The 18,729-nt window shown below is 70.1% G+C and carries 15 protein-coding genes; 7 read left to right on the plus strand and 8 right to left on the minus strand.

Features of this window, described 5'->3' with window-relative positions; all coding sequences use genetic code 11:
• Positions 1-4: 4 nt before the first annotated feature.
• A complete protein-coding gene (locus ACWCO8_RS16030; RefSeq protein ID WP_451032697.1) occupies positions 5-2,698 on the minus strand; it encodes a hypothetical protein in 2,694 nt (897 codons plus the stop codon).
• Positions 2,699-3,007: 309 nt separating this feature from the next.
• On the opposite strand from ACWCO8_RS16030, the gene ACWCO8_RS16035 reads away from it, so the two are divergent.
• Together ACWCO8_RS16035 and ACWCO8_RS16040 are read left to right on the plus strand one after the other, a co-directional pair.
• Positions 3,008-3,571: a hypothetical protein gene (locus ACWCO8_RS16035; protein ID WP_451032698.1), complete on the plus strand. Its 564-nt coding sequence runs from the start codon at positions 3,008-3,010 to the stop codon at positions 3,569-3,571.
• A 64-nt stretch (positions 3,572-3,635) separates the two neighbouring features.
• Positions 3,636-4,163 carry a hypothetical protein gene (locus ACWCO8_RS16040; protein ID WP_451032699.1) on the plus strand — a complete coding sequence of 176 codons (528 nt, stop codon included), beginning with the start codon at positions 3,636-3,638 and terminating at the stop codon, positions 4,161-4,163.
• Positions 4,164-4,229: 66 nt separating this feature from the next.
• Here ACWCO8_RS16040 and ACWCO8_RS16045 read toward each other — a convergent pair whose 3' ends face one another.
• From ACWCO8_RS16045 to ACWCO8_RS16075, 7 genes are all read right to left on the minus strand, one after another.
• Positions 4,230-5,966 carry a type IV secretory system conjugative DNA transfer family protein gene (locus ACWCO8_RS16045; RefSeq protein ID WP_362010981.1) on the minus strand — a complete coding sequence of 579 codons (1,737 nt, stop codon included), beginning with the start codon at positions 5,964-5,966 and terminating at the stop codon, positions 4,230-4,232.
• Between the two features lie 20 nt (positions 5,967-5,986).
• Positions 5,987-8,098, minus strand: a complete 2,112-nt coding sequence (locus ACWCO8_RS16050; protein ID WP_451032700.1) for a peptidoglycan DD-metalloendopeptidase family protein — start codon at positions 8,096-8,098, stop codon at positions 5,987-5,989.
• 6 nt (positions 8,099-8,104) lie between these two features.
• Entirely contained in the window at positions 8,105-8,800 is a 696-nt protein-coding gene (locus ACWCO8_RS16055) for a hypothetical protein (protein ID WP_451032701.1), read from the minus strand.
• Between the two features lie 186 nt (positions 8,801-8,986).
• Positions 8,987-9,712, minus strand: coding sequence for a DUF4913 domain-containing protein (locus tag ACWCO8_RS16060; RefSeq protein ID WP_451032702.1), 726 nt, complete (start codon positions 9,710-9,712; stop codon positions 8,987-8,989).
• 104 nt (positions 9,713-9,816) lie between these two features.
• Positions 9,817-10,827, minus strand: a complete 1,011-nt coding sequence (locus tag ACWCO8_RS16065) for a hypothetical protein (RefSeq protein ID WP_451032703.1) — start codon at positions 10,825-10,827, stop codon at positions 9,817-9,819.
• Entirely contained in the window at positions 10,824-11,456 is a 633-nt protein-coding gene (locus ACWCO8_RS16070) for a hypothetical protein (RefSeq protein WP_451032704.1), read from the minus strand. The genes ACWCO8_RS16065 and ACWCO8_RS16070 overlap by 4 nt, the downstream gene beginning before the upstream one ends.
• Before the next feature lie 62 nt (positions 11,457-11,518).
• The gene (locus tag ACWCO8_RS16075) at positions 11,519-12,088 is read right to left on the minus strand and encodes a hypothetical protein (RefSeq protein ID WP_451032705.1); all 570 of its coding nucleotides are present in this window, start codon (positions 12,086-12,088) and stop codon (positions 11,519-11,521) included.
• A 292-nt stretch (positions 12,089-12,380) separates the two neighbouring features.
• On the opposite strand from ACWCO8_RS16075, the gene ACWCO8_RS16080 reads away from it, so the two are divergent.
• The 5 genes from ACWCO8_RS16080 to ACWCO8_RS16100 all read left to right on the plus strand — a co-directional run bounded on the left by ACWCO8_RS16080 (position 12,381) and on the right by ACWCO8_RS16100 (position 18,697).
• Complete coding sequence (locus ACWCO8_RS16080; RefSeq protein WP_451032706.1) at positions 12,381-14,105, plus strand: conjugal transfer protein; 1,725 nt, start codon at positions 12,381-12,383, stop codon at positions 14,103-14,105.
• 120 nt (positions 14,106-14,225) lie between these two features.
• Positions 14,226-14,492, plus strand: coding sequence for a hypothetical protein (locus ACWCO8_RS16085; protein WP_383166918.1), 267 nt, complete (start codon positions 14,226-14,228; stop codon positions 14,490-14,492).
• Between the two features lie 72 nt (positions 14,493-14,564).
• A complete protein-coding gene (locus ACWCO8_RS16090) occupies positions 14,565-15,122 on the plus strand; it encodes a hypothetical protein (protein WP_451032707.1) in 558 nt (185 codons plus the stop codon).
• A 7-nt stretch (positions 15,123-15,129) separates the two neighbouring features.
• Positions 15,130-18,123, plus strand: a complete 2,994-nt coding sequence (locus ACWCO8_RS16095; RefSeq protein ID WP_451032708.1) for an ATP-binding protein — start codon at positions 15,130-15,132, stop codon at positions 18,121-18,123.
• Positions 18,124-18,160: 37 nt separating this feature from the next.
• Entirely contained in the window at positions 18,161-18,697 is a 537-nt protein-coding gene (locus ACWCO8_RS16100) for a hypothetical protein (protein WP_451032709.1), read from the plus strand.
• Positions 18,698-18,729 lie beyond the last annotated feature (32 nt).

An 18,729-nucleotide genomic window follows, 5' to 3' on the forward strand; every position in this document is an offset into this window, starting at 1 on the left:
CGTCTCAGTCCCCCAGGCCGGGCCCCCGGTTCGGCCCGGGGCGCTGCTGGTCCGGGGGTGCCTGCTGGGGCTGCGTGGGAGCCGAGGTGCTCCGCCTGCCGGTCACCTGGACGCCCGGCAAGAACTGGTGCCCGGGGCGTGGGGCCTGGGGGGCGGGTGCGGGGGCCTGCGTGGGTGCCGGGGCCGCGGGGGCCGGGGGCGCGGGCGGCCTCTGCTGCGGGACGGTGGCGGTGGGCTTGGCCTGCGGCGGGGGCGCGGCGCCCTCCTTCACGGTCCCCTGCTGCTGGGGCGTCACGCCCTGCTCTGTGGCCGCTTCCTGCTGCCGGGGCGTCACGCCCCGTTCTGTGGCTGCTTCCTGCTGCTGGGTCGGCGCCGCTGGGCTCGGGGAGTTCGAGGGCCCGTCCGCGGCCGTGGCCGGCGTCGAGAGCTCCGGCCGCTGCCACCGGAGCGGGATCTCCTGAATCCTCTGCACGGCGTTCTCGTTCCCGGCCTGTTCCGCGGCCACCGCCCTCGCCCGGAGCGCGCTCTGCCGGGCGATGGGGGAGAAGCCGGGCGAGGCGTTGCCGGTCTCGGCGGGCAGGGCGCGGCCGCCCATCGCGTTCAGCCGCTGCTGGATGCCCGACTCGGGGGCGAACACCTCGCGCGGAAGCTGCCAGGAGGCGGCTCCGTCCACGTCGACACGGTGTTCCTTGCCGTCCTCGGTACGGAAGGTCAACCCGTAGCCGATGTACTGGTCGTCCTGGTCGAACATCAGGTCGCCGGAGACCCGTCCGCGGTTGTCCCGAACCTGGTTCGCCAAGGTCTGCACGGCGGGGGGAAGGGGGTTGGTACGGCCGAGGCAGGCGACGTAGCCGTCGCCTTCGAGCACCCTTTCCGGATCGCCCTCGTTCTCGCCCGGGTATTTCAGCCGGAACGACGTTCTGCCATCCTCGCCCTGGAAGGTTTCGATGGCGCCCACGCGCCCGGGGACGAAGTTCAGGCGGTCCTTGAACTCCTCCTGCATCTGCGGGTACTGCACCTGGTGCTTCAGCGCCGGCGGCGGTGCCCCACCGATGATGGTCACCTTCGCGTTCGGGTTCTCCCGCAGGATGATCTCCGCGTTGGCGACGCCCGTCCCGCCGGAACCGGCGACGATCCAGTGCTCGGCGTCCGCCGGGTCGAAGCGGTTCTCGGCGACCTCGTCGCCCATCAGCACCCGCCCAGGGGCTGCCTCCCTCGCCGTCTCCCACTTCTCGGTGGCATCCAGCGTCGTGAAGCAGCCTTCCAAGCGCCGCTTGGCGGGCCCTTCCCCCAGCCCGTCGAACAGGGCCTCCCGGAGGTTGGAGGAGTTGACGGCGGCGAGGACCGTCGCGGCGTCGGCTGCGTCCCGCTCGGCCTTGGTGAGCTGCTTCCGAAGCTCGCTCGCTCCCGCGACATTCTGCCCTTCGAGCACCTGGAGACGCTCGCTGAGCAGCCGTACGGCCTCGCTGCGGCTCTCCACACCCGGCCCGCGTTCGTTGTTGTCGCGCACGATTCCGGGGACCACTTCGGGGGTCAGACCGGTCGCGACATTGGGGGTACCTTCGACCTGCACCTTCAGAGGTGGCCCGGGGCGCTCGCTGCCGTCCCTGTTGAATGCCTGCGCCTCGGCGAGCAGCGTGCCGTTCTCGTCGAGCTTCAGGTGGGCGCGGCCGTTCACCACGTCGCCCCGGGTGGCGAGTTGGTCCTCCCAGAGACGTACCGCGTCAATGGAGATGCGGTCGCCGGGCTTCTCGACCCCCTGGTACGGATCGGCGCCCATCCATTGCGCCAGGTCCCGGTCCTGGTCCGCCGACTGCACGATCCCCTTGCCGGGGTCCTTGTGCCAGCGGCCCACGGCGTCGATGAGCAGGGCCTGATCGTCGCGCCCGGAGAGGCTCGCGCCGCCGCCGATCGTCACCTTGCGCTGCGGGATCTCGCCCGCCGCGTTCTGGTTCTCCACCGTCTGCGCGGCAATCTCAGCCACCTGACCGCGGTAGTCCGCCCACTGCTCCGAGGCCGGCTCCACCTGCTCGCGGGGGAGCGGCACGCCGTTCTGGTCGTAGCCCGGCATGGCCATGGTGACTTCGCGCCGCCCGATGAACGCCTCGACCTGCCGCTGCGCGACGACGGCCGCCTCCCGTGAGGCCTGGAGCGTGGCGGCGTCGGTGGGGTCGAGTTGTTCTATGGGGAGGGCGAGCTGGTCGACGAGAAGACCGGCTTCTGAGGAGAGGAACGGTGTCGACGCCAGGAGCCGTCGCCGCGCGGCCCTGTCCTCGGCCTGGAACGCGGCCTCCTGGGTCATGGGCGACACGGCGCGGAGGCCGCTGTGGTCGAGCAGGGCGGAGAGTTCGAAGCGGGCCTCCGCTCGCTCCTGATCGGACAGATGAGGCGCGGCAGCACGGTCGGCGAGCCAGTTCAGTTCGCCGATCCGGCCGTGGTCCCGACTCGACAGCTCGAGCCGATCACCGATGTCGGCCCCTCGCTCCAGAAGGCTCTCCCGTACCGGTGCCAGGCCCTGGCTCGACCGGTCGCGTGCGGCGACGAGCTCACCCACCTCGTAGGCGAGTACACGCGTCATGTGCTCCTGAGGAAGACCGTCGGAGAACTGAACGATGTACTGGTCCGTCGTCGTGTTCGTCGCCAACTGGGCGACCAGACCCGTCGGCATCGGTATGGAGTCCAGCCAGAGGGCCGCCATGGGCTTGCCTTGGGAGTCCTGGAGGGCCAAGTACTCCCGTGGGGTTGGCTCCTCTGTCCATGCGGGGCCGAGCGAACCGAAACGATCACGCAGAACCGCCGACGCCACATCGCGCAACTCGCTTCGGGCCGCCGCCACCAGCGTTGCCTGATGTGCCCGCCGCTGTTCCTGGAACTCCTCGGCGGAGACTCCCTCGGCCCCCGCCGCAAGCGTGTCCGCCAACAAGCGTGGATCGATCGAACCGTCCACGTGATGTCCTCCCCCGTGCTCTTCACGCCAAAATCATCGAACAACCCTTAGAATCTTGCCATGTTGACAGCTCGCTCATCGTTCGAAGCACATCTCTACATGGACCTGCACCGCTGTGCGGAGTGCGGTTCCGGCGACTTCGATCGTCAGCACCGGCTGGAGCAGCACGGCGATGACTTCGTGGCCGTGTACGAGGGCGCGTGTCGGCAGTGCGGAGCCCTTCGCCGCTTCGAATTCCGCATGGCTGAAGAGATTCCGCCGCCTCCGCCCGCCTTCGGCGGTTCCGAACCCTCGCAGATCCTCGACCCGAGGGAATTCCTCGATGTTGCGTTTCGGATCTCCGAGTCCACAGGACTTCAGCTCCTCAACTCTCCTGAATCCGAGCATCACAAGCTGCGCGATTCAATGGTCTACTGCATCGCGGCATTCGAGGAAGTTCTGAAGTTCATTCCGCCCGGTCAGGATGAGGTACCGGTCGGTGCCTTCACGTCGGAGGCGGGGTTGGACCGGTACAGGCAGGACCCGGGGAAGTTCAGTCGCCGGCTGATCGACATCTACCTCAAGAACGCCCGTGCGGTCCTGGCCGACATCGACCACGTCAGCTCTCCTGACACCCGCCCGTAGGCCTAGGCCCGGAGGGGGGATTGCGATGTTGACAGCTCGTTCATCGTTCGAAGCACATCTGTACATGGATCTGCACCGCTGTGCGGAGTGCGGTTCCGGCGACTTCGATCGTCAGCATCGGCTGGAGCAGCACGGCGATGACATCGTGGCTGTGTACGAGGGTGCTTGTCGGCAGTGTGGGGCGACTCGTCGTTTCGCGTTCCGCATGGCCGAGGAGATTCCACCGCCGCCGCCCGCTTTCGGCGGGGATCAGCCCTCGCAGATCATCGACCCTGGCGAGTTCGCGGAGGTCGCCTTCCGTATCTCTGAATCCGCTGGGATCCAGCTTCTCAACACTCCGGATTCGGAGCATTACAAGCTGCGGGACGCGGTGGCCTACACCGTCGCGGCGTTCGAGGAGATGCTGAAGTTCCTGCCGCCGGGTGAGGACTCCATTCCGGCCAGCGCGTTCACCTCAGAAGTGGGTAAGGCTCGCTACGAGCGCGACCCGGGCAACTTCGACCGCGACATCCTGGAGATGACCGTTCGGCGCGCGCGTGCCGTGCTCGACGACATCGACGAAGTCAGCCGCCCCCCGCACACCCCCCAATAGCCGCCAGGGCGGCGAGGCCCTCGGCCCCGCCGCCCTGGATCATGAGCTAGCGCCCCTCAACGCCCCTCAGCGCTTCGCGCCCGGGTCGTACGTTGCGAGTGACGCCTGGACCGACTGGGCGTAGGGGCCCTCCCACCAGGGGATCGTTTCGACCAGGACAGGCTTTGTGCCGGAGGCGAGGACCAGGGCTCGGCCGGGGGGCATGGAGCCCAGGTCCGAGACGTGGAGGACGCGTTCGCGGCGGACGGACTCGTTGACCGTGCGGTTGCCCGACCAGTGGCCGTGCTCCGACTCGCGGGTCGTGGAGTAGTCGCGGTGTTCGTACTCGCCCGCCAGGTCCGAGAGGTCGCCGAGGAAGCGGGTGTCCGAGACACCGCCGCCGTACACGCGGATGTTCGCGGCGGACCACAGCTTCTCCATGCCGCGGTCGCCCCACACCTCGACGCCCTGCGCCCAGGACTGCAGGATCGTCATCAGGATGATGCCGCGCGAGCCGTAGTGCGAGTACAGGTCGGGCAGGGCCCGCCAGCGGCAGACGTTCGCCGCCTCGTCCAGGACGCCCACCAGGGGCTGCGGGAGGCGGCCGCCGCGCTGGGTGGTCGCGTACTCCTCGGCCGCCTCGACCGTCGCCACCGTCAGGGCCGTCACCAGCGGGCCCGCCGAGTCCGTGCCCTCGCGGGACAGGGAGTAGAGGGTGCCCCGGCTGCGGACGAACTCGTGCGGGTTGAACTGCGGGCGGGTGTCCTGCTGGTCGAGCGGCGTGACCCACTTGTTGATCTCGGGGTTGATCAGGCACGACGCCATCTGCTGGGCCACGCCGTAGATACCGCTGCGCTGCTTGTCGGGCGCCGTGAGCACGCCGTTCAGCGCGTCCGCCGGCATCTCGTGGCCGGCGCCGCGCAGGATGCGCTCCGGGGTGTCGTCCTTGGGGTTGGCGAGCCAGGTGTAGACCTGGGTGATCGGTGCGTTCGCCGTGGCGGCCGACAGGAGCAGGTTGGCCAGGAGGTCCTGGCCGGCCGGGTCGAAGTACGCGTCCGTGGAGGCGTTCGGGTCGCGCGAGCCGGACGCGAAGTGGTCCGCCAGCTTGCGGGCCTTGGCGACATCGGTGACGTACGAGAGCGGGTTCCACCACCACGCCGGCGGCTCCGTCGCCACCTGCTGCGGGTCGAACACCCAGACCGGACCGACGGCCTCGCGCGGTCCGCGCGTGGCGTCCACGATGTCCCGCTTGTTGGACGTGACCAGGACCGCGCCCGGGCCGTCGAGGATCGCCGGGATCGCGCGGCGGGTCGTCTTACCCGTACGCGGTCCCCAGATGTCCACGTGCATGTCCTCGAAGGAGCCGAACAGCGGCTGCTTGCCCTTGACCGAGCGGCCGATGAACACGCCCGGGACCCGGCTCATCACGCCGAGCCGCTCCGCGGTCGCCGCCGCGCCCTTCATCGTCAGCTTGCCCAGCTGCTCGCCCTTGGCCAGGTGGCCGGCGGCCGCGTCGACGTCCGGCTTCCGCTTCGCGCGCTGACGCAGGCGGTACGCCCAGAGGGCGAGTACGAGGACCAGGACGGCCTCGCCGGCCGCCACCGCGCTCGCCGCGCTGCCCGGCCAGGCGTAGTCGCCCTTCGCGAGGGCCACCGTGAACGAGAAGGGGTTGCCGGGCGGGGGCGGCGCGTCGTCGAAGGACGCACCGAGGTACGCGGCGCCCCACGCACCGCACAGCAGCACCAGGACGACGGCGACGAGACCGACTATCTCGTACGTCCAGTCGTCCTCGGCGCGTGGTCTCTTCTTCTGCTCAGCGGACATCTCTTGGACCCTGACCTTCCTTACGCATGCTCATCGCCGTTGCCGCCGGCCTCGCCCGGGTTGGTGCCGGCCGGGATCGGGACCCGGTAGACGCCGGTGATCTGGCCCATCACGTCCCAGGTGCTGAACTCGACGTTCTTGCCGGTGCGCGGCGCGTGCAGGACCTTCTTGCCCTTCGGGTCCCAGATGAGCCCGACGTGCTCCGAGCCCCTGGGGCCCGGCCGGAAGAAGATCACGTCGCCGGGTTGTGCCTTGGCGAGATCGACCTTGTACGCGGCGAGCTTGTCTTCCTGCTCGTACGTCACCGATCCGATGTTGATCTTGCCTCGGCTCGCCTGGTAGTACGCCCACTGCGTGAAGCTGGAGCAGTCGAACGACACCGGGTTGTCGCCCTGGAGGCGCGGCGCGCCCCACACGTACGGCCGCCCGATGCCGCGCTGCGCCCAGCCGAGCGCCGCCCGGACCACGGGGTCGTCGGAGTCGGGCAGGACGCCCGTGATGCCGGCGCCGTCGGGCGCGACCGGGGTGCCGCCGCTGCCCTCGGCGCAGTTGGCGTACTCGGCGTCACGGCCGTCGCCGCCGCCGGGCGCGGTGCCGTAGTCGGGGTTGGCGGTGATCTTGCCGTTCAGCCAGTCCTGGGGGTCGACCATGCCGGGGCCGTTGTCCTGGCCGCCGACGAACGGGTTGTCGACACCGGGGACGCGGACCTCCCAGTGCAGGTGCGGACCGCTGGTGTTGCCGGTCATGCCGACGGCACCGATCTGGTCGCCGCGCTTGACCTGGTCGCCGAGCTTGACGTTCCTCGTCGACTGGTGGGCGTACTGGGTGATCACACCGTTCGCGTGCTCGATGTGCGTCTCGTTGCCGTACGCGCCGCCGGAGCCCGCCTTGACGATCTTGCCGTCGGCCGGGGCGTAGATGGCGGTGCCGACGGGGGCGACCAGGTCGAGGCCGGTGTGGTAGCCGAGGCTCCACATGCCGCCGCGCTGCTTGTACTTGGCGCCGACCTGGTACGTGCCCTGCTTCAGCGGCCACTGCCAGTCCTTGCCGGTCGAGGGCGCGTCCGGGTCGGGAGCGGGGGCGAGCGGGAAGGCCGCGAGGGACATCGGCGCGGCCTCGTTGAAGCCGCCCTGTGCCGCCATCGCCTGGGTCGTCGTACCGCCGTCGCCGTTCAGAGGCGGCGTGGACCAGGAGCGGGCGGGGGAGGAGGCGATGCTGAGCGCCGTCGACGGGTCGGCGTTGTTGCCGACCGGCTCCGGGATGTCCGACTGCTGGCCGAGCGTCGGGAAGTTCGGGTTCTTGTCGACCGTCTGCTTCAGATGCGCGTACCAGTCCTTGATCAGGTCCTTGTCGCCCGTCAGGTTGCCGCGGTAGCGGGCGGCCTGGGTCAGGACGACGCGCATGTAGATGGTGTTGCTGGGGCGGGAGCCCGAGTACCGCATCAGCGCGTTCCAGGCGTTGGTCTCCGCCTTCATCGCGTGCAGGAAGTTGGCGGCGGCGAAGGCCGCGTCGTCGATGTTGTAGAGGTCCTTCTTGCCGTCACCGTTGCCGTCGGCGCCGTAGTCGGTCCAGGCGGGAGTACCGAACTGGAGGATGCCCATGTACCCGGCGCTGTTCTTGCCGCCGGGCGCCGCCGACGGGTCCTGCCCGTACTTGGTCTCCTGGTACATCTGCCCCACGATGAGCGTCCAGTCGAGCCCGTCGTAGCGGGCGGCCGCGCGCATGGCGGCGAGGATCATCCTCGGGGGTATCTCGTTCCGGGCGGTCGCGCTCGGCAGGTACATCTTGCCCGCGGGCACGATGGGGGAAGTGGCGGCCGCGTCACCGGTGTTGCCGGCCTGGGCGTTCTCGCCGTAGTCGCCGCAGCCGGCCGCCGCCGCACCGCCGCCCATGCTACCGAGTAGGCCGGCGATCACGATGATGACGATGAAGCCGATGCCGCCGATCGGCAGCAGGCCTCCGGCGCCAAGCAGCAGCCACAGCTTGAGGTTGCCCTTCTTCTGACCGCCGGGGCCGCCTTGTCCTCCTCCGCCGCCTTGGCGTGCGGTCTGGGCGACGTCTTTGGCGGCTTTGGCCGCCTTGGCGACCTTGGCCGCCTTGGCGGCGGCCGCGAGAACGGCAGGAGCAACCATCGGTGTCTACCCTCCAGCCTGGTCGGACACGCCGACGTTGCCGAGGCCGTAGATCGACACGTTGGACACCTTCCACGAGCCACCGCGGGTTCCCTGGACGGTGACGAGCCAGGAGTTGGTCTCCGTGACGGTGTTGCGACCGTTCTCGCTGCGCGTGGCAGTCGCCTTGACCAGGCTGGAAACCGTGATGCCGCTGTTGTTGACGAGATCGTCGGCGACCATCGCGTCGCGGACGACGGTCGCCTGCCCGCGGGAGGCGCACTTGGCGGCCACACAGGTGTCCCAGGCCTTGCCCGTGGGGAGAGCCGTGTCCTGGCGCAACTGCGCGTCGCCAGTGGTCAAGTCGAGCAGCGGCCCGGACCAGGAGGCGTTGTCGTCGGTGTGCGCATAGGTGTTGAGACCGACCATGTAGTCGGTCATCAGCTTGTGCGCCTTGGCGGCATCCTCCGGCGAGATGATCGGCTTGACCGTTCCCGCGCCGGACGTGCTGTCGTCTGCGGGCTTGCCGTCGGTGCCGGCGGACCCGCCGCCCGAATTCCCGTCAGGTGCGGCACTGGTGGCGGCAGGGTTCTCGGAGGCCTCGCCCGAGGTGTCGTCGTCCCCGTTGAAGACGACCAGCACCAAGAGGGCGCCGACCATCAGGAGCCCCAGTACCGCCAGGGCGAGTGCCGCAGTTCGCTTGTTGTCGGCGGGTGACTCCACCGTCCCGGGCCTCCCTCAGTCAGGTTGCCGAGACACCGTAGGGGGAGAGGGCGACCGGGGACCGCATCTTTTCCCCGACGAGGAAAGCGGGGGAGGGGGCGAGGAAAAGCGGGGAATCGGGGTGTGTGGGGAAGTGGTGGAGGCGGGAGTGAAGGATCGTCACGGACGGGGCCCTGCCCCGCGCGCTCAGGCCAGTGGGTCCTGGCTCGGGTCGTACGGCTCCACCGGCAGCGGGTCGAACGGGTAGGCCGTGTGCCCGTCCTTCGGTGAGCAGGCCGCGAACGGCCCCATGTCGGGGTCCATCAACACCCGCAGATGCGGGTCCGCGTGGTGCAGCCACCACGTGGACATGCCCGTCCCCGGCTCCTGCCGCAGGTGCTCCCACGCCAGCCAGAGCGCGGTCAGTCGCGCCCCGGCCTCGGGGTGCGCCCACCAGCGGGGGCACCAGGTGCTGGAGGAGCCGTTGACGCGGCGGCGCAGCATGGTGGAGAGGTAATCGGTGACGAAGACGAAGACGTCGGCGTAGTAGAACTCCGCCTCCGTGTCCCTGGACTGCGGTCCCGCCCCGGGCTCGGATGACGCGGCCGCGGCCTCGGCGAGTACGGGAAAGGTCTCCAGGAGCTGTTCCAAGGCGCCCTGTCGGCTGCGCAGTTCCGTGTGGAGCACACCGCTCAGCTCGGTCAGGAAGGTCGCGTCGGCGCTCGCGCCACCGGCCGCGCGCGCGGACAGGAGCCGGTTCCTCCAGTCGTCCAGCCGATGACCGTGGTGGTCCGCCTCCGTGGCCGGAGCTGCACCGGCAAGGAAGGACGCCAGCTTCATGCGCATGGGGTCCCAGGCCTTGGTTCCCCCGAAGAAGACTGCCTTCTCCGCCATGGCCTGCGCCACCTGGGCGTATGTGTGGTCGCTGCTCATGAAGTACCTCTCTCAGCGCTCGACGCGGGCCTGTGCCACGTCAAGGATCCACTCGACCGGCCGCGGCTCCCAGCCGTACCGTCCGAGCTGACCGGGCTGCTGCGTCAGTGTTCGATGCCGGTCGGAGCGGGGGCCGGGGCCGGGGGCGGGGTTTCGACCGCCGCCGGGTCGTACACGCCGTGTCCGGCGGGGGCACGGGCGGGGGCGGGCTGAGTGGTCACGCCGGGGGCGAAGGCGGAGCCCTTCTGCTGCGGGATCGCGTTCTGCTCCGTGCTCGGGGCGAAGTCGTCGTAGGTGTTCGCGGTCGAGAGCCGCCACAGCGCCGCCTCGTGCGCTTCCAACTGGTTGTCGGGGATGTCGAGGGCGGCGAGCTTGGCGGCGAACTCCTTGGGTGAGTTGTTGGGGGAGAAGTCCTGCATGCGCACCTGCGCACGGATGGCCGGGTTCGCGATCAACGCGTCGATCTCCGGCGGCAGATGCTCGTGTCGGGGCATCGGCAGGGGGAAACTCACGGCATCCTTGCCGACCTTTTCGAGAATGATCGGCATCTCGTTCGCGCCGAGGATCGAGGTCTCGTCGATGTCGGTCGCGAAGGCGACGACAGGACCTTTTGCGGCGTCGGCGTAGCGGTCCGAAACCGTCCGCCAGGCGTAGGCGGTGGCGTCGACCAACTTCGCGGTGTCCACTTCGTGGTCGCTCGCCAGCACCCTCTTCACGTGCGGGTTCGAGAGGTGGTACGAGTCGAGCAGTCCGCCCGCCGGCGTTTCCTCCAGCACCTGGTAGCCCCTGGACTGTCCGCAGGCCTGCGCGAGGAACTGGTGTCGCACATCCCGGGGCGCCCCCTCAGGCTGCGAATGATAGGACCAGAACGCGCGGATGACTCCGCGATCCGGGTTGGTGACCTCACCGTGGTCGGCCAGGTCGCGTATATATGTCTGGATGTCCGGAACCGGGCGGCCTTCAATGTTCTCCGCTTTGGCTCTCTGCCAGTCGGCGTAGATGCCGGCGACCACAACCTTGGCCTCCTCAGCGGACGTGGGCTTTCCCCGGTCGAATTCGTCCTGAAGCCTGAGGGCGTTGTCGATCTCGCTCCGGGTAGGAGGCGCCGCCGTCATCGACGCGGCTCCAGGAAGTCGACCGGAGGCAAGAGTTCGAGCTCCAGGCGAGATCCGCCGGGCGCGGTCGTCGTCCAGGTCGGAAAGGACACCGACTGGCTCAGGACGACGTGAGGGCGTCCCTGGGCGTCACCGGCCGGCGCCCAGTGAGCGAACTGGTACGGCCGGCGGCTCTCCAGCCGGAACGCCCGACCGGGCCAGTACGAGCGGTGCGGAGGCTCGGGGAAGTCCGCGGCGTCCCACGGCCCGGTCCAGGTCGGTGCGCCCAGCACGGACTGGACGGCGCTCAGGTAGCTCGGCCAGTCCTCGGCGGCGCGGGTGAGGACGGCGCCGTTGTCGGACGCGTCAGCGGCCTTCACGTGCCACGCGTAGTGGCTCACGCTCAGGACGCCGAGCAGGGAGCCCAATCCGATGGAGAGGACGGCACCTGTGCGGGTACGGACGGTCATGCTCTCGCGTTCCTGGATCGGGACGTCGTACTCCCAGCCGTACGAGGAGAACAGTTCACTGAATTCTTCGCCCCCGAGCTGTGGCAACCCCTGCCACGCCGGGATCCAGTCGACCCTCAGCTCGTCCTTCAGCTCGACGATCAGGTCCTGGGGGCTTCGCCCCGTGGTCTCTGCCAGCATCTTTGTTCCTTAGTTCGATCTACTCGCGCGACACACCGGCTCGACCGTATCCCGGTCGGCGATCAGGCGAAGACGATGCCGAGGAGCAGCAGCGCCACCACGATGCCGCCCATGATGTAACGGGCCTTCGGGTTCTCGCTTTCCCAGAGGTCGTGGACGGCCGCCCAGCCCGTGAGGCGTGCCGCGCGGCCGTCGTGCAGGCTGGTGGGGCCGGCGGGCGATGCGGTCCGGTCCTCGTCATCGGCGTCCGGGGCGTCCGCGGTCAGGTCGCCCGTGATGCCCTGCTGCTCCTGGGCCACCACCACCAGGCCTTCGAGAAGCTCGGGCATGGTGTGGGGGGTCAAGGGGTACGCGACCGTGCCGAACTCGGTCTGGAGGACGAGGCGGGACTGCCACGGGTTGCCGGGTTCGTAGCCGTCGATCCAGGCGTGCTTGGCGTCGTACGTCGGTGTGGTGGGCGTCTCCGACACCGCGAGCGGTGTCGGCGCGGCGGGCGCGTACTGCTCGGGCGGTGCTGCGGCGGGCGCGTACTGCTCGGGCGGTGCCGCGGCGGTTACGGGCTGCTCGGGCGGCGCCGCGGCCGCCGGTGCGACGGTTGTGGGGTGCTGAGGTCCTGCGGTCTGGTCGCTCAACTCTCCTCCTCGGAAAGGTCGGGGACGCCTCGGCGCGCCCGCCGGCGCGTGGGCAACCCCCGCATTGTGCCGAGCCCGCCCGGGGGTGGGACCTTCATGAGTCCCCGGGGCACGGCGCGGGCCCTTTCCGTTTTCCTCGACTTTCCTCGCTCGCGTTCCTCGAATTCCTCGATGAGGAAATCGAGGCGTCGTCGCCCCCGCCGTTTGCCACACTGCCCTCCGCACCTGGCCTCACCAGGGCCCGCCGCGCCCGATCGGCGGCTGGGATCACACGCGGGGGGAGATCGAGCCGATGACGGACCACAACAGCCCTGCCGGCGGTACTGGCGGGAATCAACCGCCCGTGCAGCCCGGGCAGTTCGGACCGCCGAACATGGCCGCCGGGCAGCAGCAGCCTCAGCCGCCGCAGCAGCAGGGCCAGCAGCCCCACCCGCCGCAGCAGGGCCAGCAGGTGCCGCATCAGGCTCCGCAGCCCTACGGCTACCCCGCGCCCGCCCAGCAGGCCCAGCAGGCCCAGCAGGCCCAGCCCCAGCCGCCGATGGCCTCCGACGCCGCCCGCGCCCAGGTGGCCGCCGCATGGACGCGGCGCGCCCCGCAGGCCGCCGTGCCGCCCGGCGAGGCCGCCGTACCAGCGCTTCCGCCGCGCCAGCATCAGGCCCCGGGCGCCGCCGGTCCGAGCAAGAAGGACCGGCGCGAGCAGGCGAGGCTCGAGCGGAAGGCCGCGTACGAGGCGAAGAAGGCCGAGCGGGAGAGTCGTAAGCGCGGTGGCGCCCCGGCGCTCGCGCCCACGCCCGTCGGCGCCGCCGGCACGTCCGCCACGTCCGCCCCGGCAGGTGCCCCCGCGCGCACCGCCACCGGCGCCTCCTTCGACATCCCGCGCCCCGGTGGCCGCCTGCCCGCGACCGGTCGCGGTACGCACGTCGCACTCCGCGCCACCCTGCTCTTCACCACCTGCGCCTTCGCGCTCGGTTCGTGCGGCGTCGTCGGTCTCGCGATCGGGAAGTCGTCGAGCGCGCCGACGGCCGCGCTGGACAAGAAGGACGTCCAGAAGTACCGGCTCACCGAGTTCCCGACCCGGGCCGCCGCGACCTTCGCCGAGAAGTACGCGACGCTCTGCCTGACGTACGACGCGAAGGCGGCCGACCAGCGGCGCGACGAGCTCGCCCGCTACGCCACCTCCGGCGTGGACCGCGACTGCGGCTGGAACGGTCAGGGCACGCAGAGCGTCACCAGCGCCGTCTGGGACGGCAGCGTCGAGGACCTGCCCGAGTACGGGAAGAACGGCCGCTACCTCGGTGTCCAGGTCACGCTGTCGACCGGGCGCGTCACCACCGTCTCCGTACCCGTGTACGTCGCCAACCCGGCGTCCGGCGCGGGGCTGCGGGTCGTCGGTGACGTGGGCGAGATGCCGCTGCCCGGCCGGGGCACCGCGCCCGAGGTCGACCGCGACGCAGAGGTCGTCGACGACACGCTCTCGGACCAGCTCAAGGCCCAGGTCCTGCCTGGCTACTTCACGGCCTGGGGCGCCTCCGACACGACTGCGATGTCCCGCTTCACCACTCCCGACGCCACGGCGGCCGCCACTTCCGGTCTTGCCGGCGTGCTGTCGGCGCCGAAGGTGGAGACGGTCGAGGCGCTCGCCCCGGCCGGCACGGACGACGACGACACGGTCACGTACAAGTACGGCCAGTCCGTACCGGTGCGTGTGACGGTCGTCTGGGGCGGGGCCGGCTCCGAGGGCGGCACAGGCACCACCGAGGCCACCACGGAGGTCACGCGCTCGTACCGGGTGACCGTCGTGAACACCGCCCAGGGCTGGTTCATCAAGGACGTCCGCGGCGCCGTGCTCGACCCTGTGGGCGGACGTGGCGACGGTACGGATCCGAGCGCCACCCCGTCCCCGGGCACCTCGACGCCGCCCGCCGGCACCGGCACCGCCACGCCGCCGCCCGCCACCGGCGCGGCCAAGCCGCCCGCCACGAATCCGGCGACGAAGCCCGCGAAGCCCAAGCCCTGACCTACGTACCGACGGGGAACCACCGGTTCCCCGTCTCCCCGCTCTCCCTCACCACACCGCCCTTCCCTTCACACCACCCCCATCAGCGGACAGCAGCACCGCAGAACGAAAGGACACCCCATGTACCTGGCAGCGACCACGCTGGAGGGCATGTTCGGCGAGATCCAGGACATCCTCCGCAGCGCCGGAACGATGGTCGCGGTGATCGCCCTGCTCATCCTCGGCATCCGCATGCTGATGTCCATGAAGCGCGGCGACGGCATGCGCGAGGCCTTCCAGGGCTTCGGCATGATCGCGCTGGCCGCCCTGATCATCGGTGGCGCGACCGGCCTCGCCGGTGTGCTGATCGGCCTCGGCGGCCAGATCGGTGGCGGCGGCGGTAACTGAGCCACCGGGCCGGGACCGATCCGTCCCGGCCCCGCAGAGGCCGAGACCGTCGACAGAGAGGGGGATTGACCGATGGCGCAGGAAACACAGGGCGAGCCGGAGCCGATGGTCGCGTACGACCACACGGACCTGCTCAACCGGCCCAAGCGCATCTGGAACTGGGGCAACATCCCGCTCCCCGGACTGCTGCTGCCCGCGCTGGGCGCGGCGTTCGGCTTCGGTGTGGTGTGGATGATCACCCTCCTCTCCCTCTCCGCCTTCCTCCCCTTCCTGGGGATGTCGGTGCTGACGTCGGTGCTCTATCTCGGCCCGCCCTTCGGCGTCTACTTCATCTGGGGCCGGCCGCTCCCCTCCGCCCTCACCCTCAGCCAGCAGCTGGTGGTCTGGGCCGACTACTGGTGGCAGCCCAAGCGGCTGCAGGGCCTGGCCGCCGACCGGGAGCCGCAGGAACTGCACTGGCAGGTGATCCTCTGGCAGCCGGGTTCGAGTCGCTGGCAGCAGAGTTACGAGCAGGCGCTCGGCGAGGCCGCGCGCCACGGTTCGTCGTACGGCGGTACGGAGCCGCCGATTCCGGCGCCCTCCGTGTCAGCACGCTCCGCCGCACCCTCCTCCTCCGAGACCGCAGGATGACTCCTCCATGTTCATGATGATCCTTCTGGGCGGGGCGGTCGCCTTCTTCGTGATCGCCATGATCATGGCCGCCTCCTCCTCCAAGGCCAAGGCCGCCAACGGCGGCCAGGGCGACGGAAAGCAGGGCTCCGGCAACCGCGGGAAGCAGCAGGGCGACCGCGCCCAGTCCCGCCGCGAGGAGATGCGGCTGCCGTACCGGTACGCCGACGACATGATCTTCGTGCACGGCGACTCGGTGTGGACCGGCATCGTCCTGCCCACCTCGATCGACGAGTACCTCAACGCCACCGAGCTCCAGGCCATGGCCGAGGCGCCGGCCCGCGCGCTGCTCAACCTCGCGCGGGGTGACCGGAACGTCGAGTGCCACTACCGCAAGGTGTACCGGCCGATCACCGCCGTCGGCTGGGCCGAGGAGCTCAACGCCGTCGCCTGGGACCCGACCGAGAACTACAAGGCGTACAACTTCCGCAAGGCCGAGTACCAGGAGCGCATCGGTGCGATGCGCGAGCGGAACGTCCTGCTGGTCAAGCTGGGTTCGCTGAAGCGTGGTTCGGGCGACGGCAGTGGCGTGCTGCCCGGCGGGGACGACCCGGTCGAGGACCTCGTCCTGTCCCGGGCCGTGTCCGGCACGGCCGACAAGGTGGTGGCCGGCGCGACCGGTGTCCACGGCGAGTACCTGTCGCCGGGCCTCCTCGCCCAGTGGACGCAGGTCGCGCGCGAGGTGCACGAGAGCCTGGAGAGCCTCGGCGGTACGCCGCTGGCCCGCGAGGAGCTCGTGTGGCTGATCCGCAAGCCGCTCCACGGCGACCTGCCCGTTCCGCCCGAGCCGGTGCTCGGCTCGCGGTCGTGGGGGCCCGACCAGTTCGATCTGGTGGTCGACTTCTCGGGCGAGAACCGTAAGACGCACATCGTGCTGCACCAGTACGACGAGGTCACGGGCGAACAGCACACCAGCTACACGACGACCCTGGTCGCCGCGAACTGGCCGACGGAGACCCGGTTCCGGCAGTCGACCGCCTGGGCGCGGTACGCGGCGCAGAACGTCGAGTTCCCCGTCGAGATCGACATGCGCTTCACGCTCATCCCGTACATGAGGTTCAAGGACCGCGCCGGGAAGATCAGCGGCAACCTCCTCGACGAGATGAACGACATGGCGAACTCCGGCCGTTCGCCGGACACCAAGCTCGCCAACCAGGTCACCCGCGCCCAGCACCTCGTCGACGACATCGAGGAGCACAAGATGCCGGGGATGGAGGCGCAGATCCGCTTCACCATCTCCGCGTCCGACCCGACGGAGCTGGAGCGGCGCCGCCGCATCCTGGAGATGCAGTTCAAGCAGGACCTGAAGGTGACGCTGCTGCGTCCGACGCGTCAGCAGTGGCGGCTGCTCCAGTCGCAGCTGCCGGGCAACGCGCCGAAGCTGCCGATCGCGCCGTACCTGCGGCTGCAGGAGGTGGAGCAGCTCGGCGCCGGGCTGCCGACGGCCGGTACGGAGCTGGGCGACAACCCCGAGCAGCGGTCTGGCAAGAAGCTCGGCTGGGTGGGGAACCTGGTCGGCTGGGCGGGCAAGATGCCGGTCCACTACTCGCTGCACGTCGGCCCGGCCCGTAACGACGGCGGTGGCCTCGCCATCGTCGGCGCGTCCGGTGGTGGAAAGTCCTCGCTCGCGCTGCAGAAGTTCTACGAGGAGTCGGAGGCGGGCGTCCGCTGCCTGGTCATCGACCCGAAGACGGACTTCGCGCAGCTCTGCTACTACCTGGGCTACGGCGCCCAGGTGAACGACCCGGAGTTCGCGTCGGACGCGGAGCGCGGTGTGCTCGGCACGGCGGAGAGCCGGTTCCAGCCGGTGAACCCGGAGTTCTGGGCCGAGACGGAGGTCGTCGACCTTCTCAAGGGCCAGGCGGGCGTGCTGGACCCTTGGGTGATCGCGCGCGACGTACCGTCGGGCCGCCTGCTGGCCGAGTCGATGCTGCGCGGCTTCCTCGGCGACGAGGACTACCAGCGCGTGCGCCTGCCCGTCATCGAGGCGATGGCGACGGTCGTCGGCTGGTACAACTCGGCGATCCGGCAGGCGACGGAGCAGGGCCTGAGCGCCCGTGACGCGGAGCAGCAGGTGCCGCGGCCGACGCTGTGGAGCGTCGTCGACGAGGTGGTCCGGGCGTACGAGCACGCGCTCGCGACGAACGACCGCGAGGCGGCGAAGGACCTGAAGCTCGCGCAGATGCTGCTCACGGAGCTGCGGACGCTGCCGTACGCGCGACTGGCGTTCGCGGAGACGCCGCAGACCCTGTCGGCGATGCGCAAGCGCCGTACGGTCATCACGCTGCGCGGCTTCCAGTCGCCGGCGGCCTCCGACCCCCGTAACTGGAACCCGGCCGAGCGGCTCGCGGCGACGGCGCTGATGGCGGTCGTCGAACTCGGCAGCCAGATGCTCGACGTCGGGTACGAGAAGAACCCGGTGACGGGCGAGATCGGCCTGCGCCCGAAGGCGCTGTTCGTCGACGAGGCGTACGTCGTCACGGCGACGGAGAGCGGCCGGGACCTGATGCGGAGGGCGCTGAAGCAGGGCCGTTCGTACCTGGCGGTGACGGTACTGATCACCCAGCAGGCGATCGACCTGGTCCAGATCGAGGACTCCGAGGCGCGCAGCGGTGGCGCGAACCAGATCCACACGGTCTTCGCCTTCAAGCAGAAGTCCGCGCAGGAGGCGTCGCTGGTGGCGCCGCTGCTCGGCCGCCCGGAGTCGGACGCGAAGGTGGTGGCGGCGCTCCAGGAACTCCGCACGGGTGTCTGCCTCCAGCGGGACGCGGACAAGCGGGTGGGGACGGTGGCGGTGGACCTGGTCTTCAAGGAGATCCTCGCGGCCACGGACACGAACGGCACGACCCGCCCGTCGCGCCAGGGCGTCAACCCGCCGCTGAGCGTCTGGGACTGGACGTTCCTCCAGGAGACCAACGACCTGGACCCGACGCCCACGCAGGAAGCCACGGCCGCGGTCTGACCAACCCGGCCCACCCGAACCGACCAAGGAGAACCTCATGCGCCTGACCAAGACTCTTGCCGCCGGCGCGGTCGCGCTGACCGCTCTCGTGACGCTGACGGGGTGCGGCGGTGACAGCGCCGGTGGCGACAACGGCTCGTCGGCGGACTCGGGCCTGCCGAAGGCGAGCACGATGGCCGAACTCCAGAAGGTCATCGTCGGGATGGGCGTCCAGTGTGATGCGCTCGGACCGTCCAACGTCACGACGATGGTTGCCGAATCCAAGGACCCGGCCTGGAGCATCAAGGAGCGCAACGTCTGCGACGACGACATTGTTCTGCTGCTGATCGACGACATGACCAAGTTCCAGGAGGCCGCGGCGAAGGCAGAGGCCAAGGGAAGTGTCGGCAAGGTGCTGATCGGACAGAACTTCGCGCTCGCGGACCTCAAGAAGGACACCATGCGGCTCTTGATGCAGGGCGGACTCCCGCGCATGTCGTGCGACCAGGAGGAACGAGACAGCCTGCCCAGCGGTTTCACGGCCAAGGACGGCCTGGCCAAGCCCTGCTTCACCACGGACTACCTGCCCGAGTAGCGAAGACCACCCGCGCGCGGGTCCGGCTCTGG

The organism is Streptomyces sp. NPDC001927 (assembly GCF_053594455.1).

Coding starts and splice junctions, on each gene's coding strand:
- ACWCO8_RS16095 (WP_451032708.1), top strand. CDS start 15,130: ATGTTCATGATGATCCTTCTGGGCGGGGCGGTCGCCTTCTTCGTGATC.
- ACWCO8_RS16030 (WP_451032697.1), bottom strand. CDS start 2,698: ATGGCGGCCCTCTGGCTGGACTCCATACCGATGCCGACGGGTCTGGTC.
- ACWCO8_RS16050 (WP_451032700.1), bottom strand. CDS start 8,098: ATGGTTGCTCCTGCCGTTCTCGCGGCCGCCGCCAAGGCGGCCAAGGTC.
- ACWCO8_RS16040 (WP_451032699.1), top strand. CDS start 3,636: ATGGATCTGCACCGCTGTGCGGAGTGCGGTTCCGGCGACTTCGATCGT.
- ACWCO8_RS16060 (WP_451032702.1), bottom strand. CDS start 9,712: ATGAGCAGCGACCACACATACGCCCAGGTGGCGCAGGCCATGGCGGAG.
- ACWCO8_RS16035 (WP_451032698.1), top strand. CDS start 3,008: ATGTTGACAGCTCGCTCATCGTTCGAAGCACATCTCTACATGGACCTG.
- ACWCO8_RS16085 (WP_383166918.1), top strand. CDS start 14,226: ATGTACCTGGCAGCGACCACGCTGGAGGGCATGTTCGGCGAGATCCAG.
- ACWCO8_RS16065 (WP_451032703.1), bottom strand. CDS start 10,827: ATGACGGCGGCGCCTCCTACCCGGAGCGAGATCGACAACGCCCTCAGG.
- ACWCO8_RS16080 (WP_451032706.1), top strand. CDS start 12,381: ATGACGGACCACAACAGCCCTGCCGGCGGTACTGGCGGGAATCAACCG.
- ACWCO8_RS16045 (WP_362010981.1), bottom strand. CDS start 5,966: ATGTCCGCTGAGCAGAAGAAGAGACCACGCGCCGAGGACGACTGGACG.
- ACWCO8_RS16100 (WP_451032709.1), top strand. CDS start 18,161: ATGCGCCTGACCAAGACTCTTGCCGCCGGCGCGGTCGCGCTGACCGCT.
- ACWCO8_RS16090 (WP_451032707.1), top strand. CDS start 14,565: ATGGCGCAGGAAACACAGGGCGAGCCGGAGCCGATGGTCGCGTACGAC.
- ACWCO8_RS16070 (WP_451032704.1), bottom strand. CDS start 11,456: ATGCTGGCAGAGACCACGGGGCGAAGCCCCCAGGACCTGATCGTCGAG.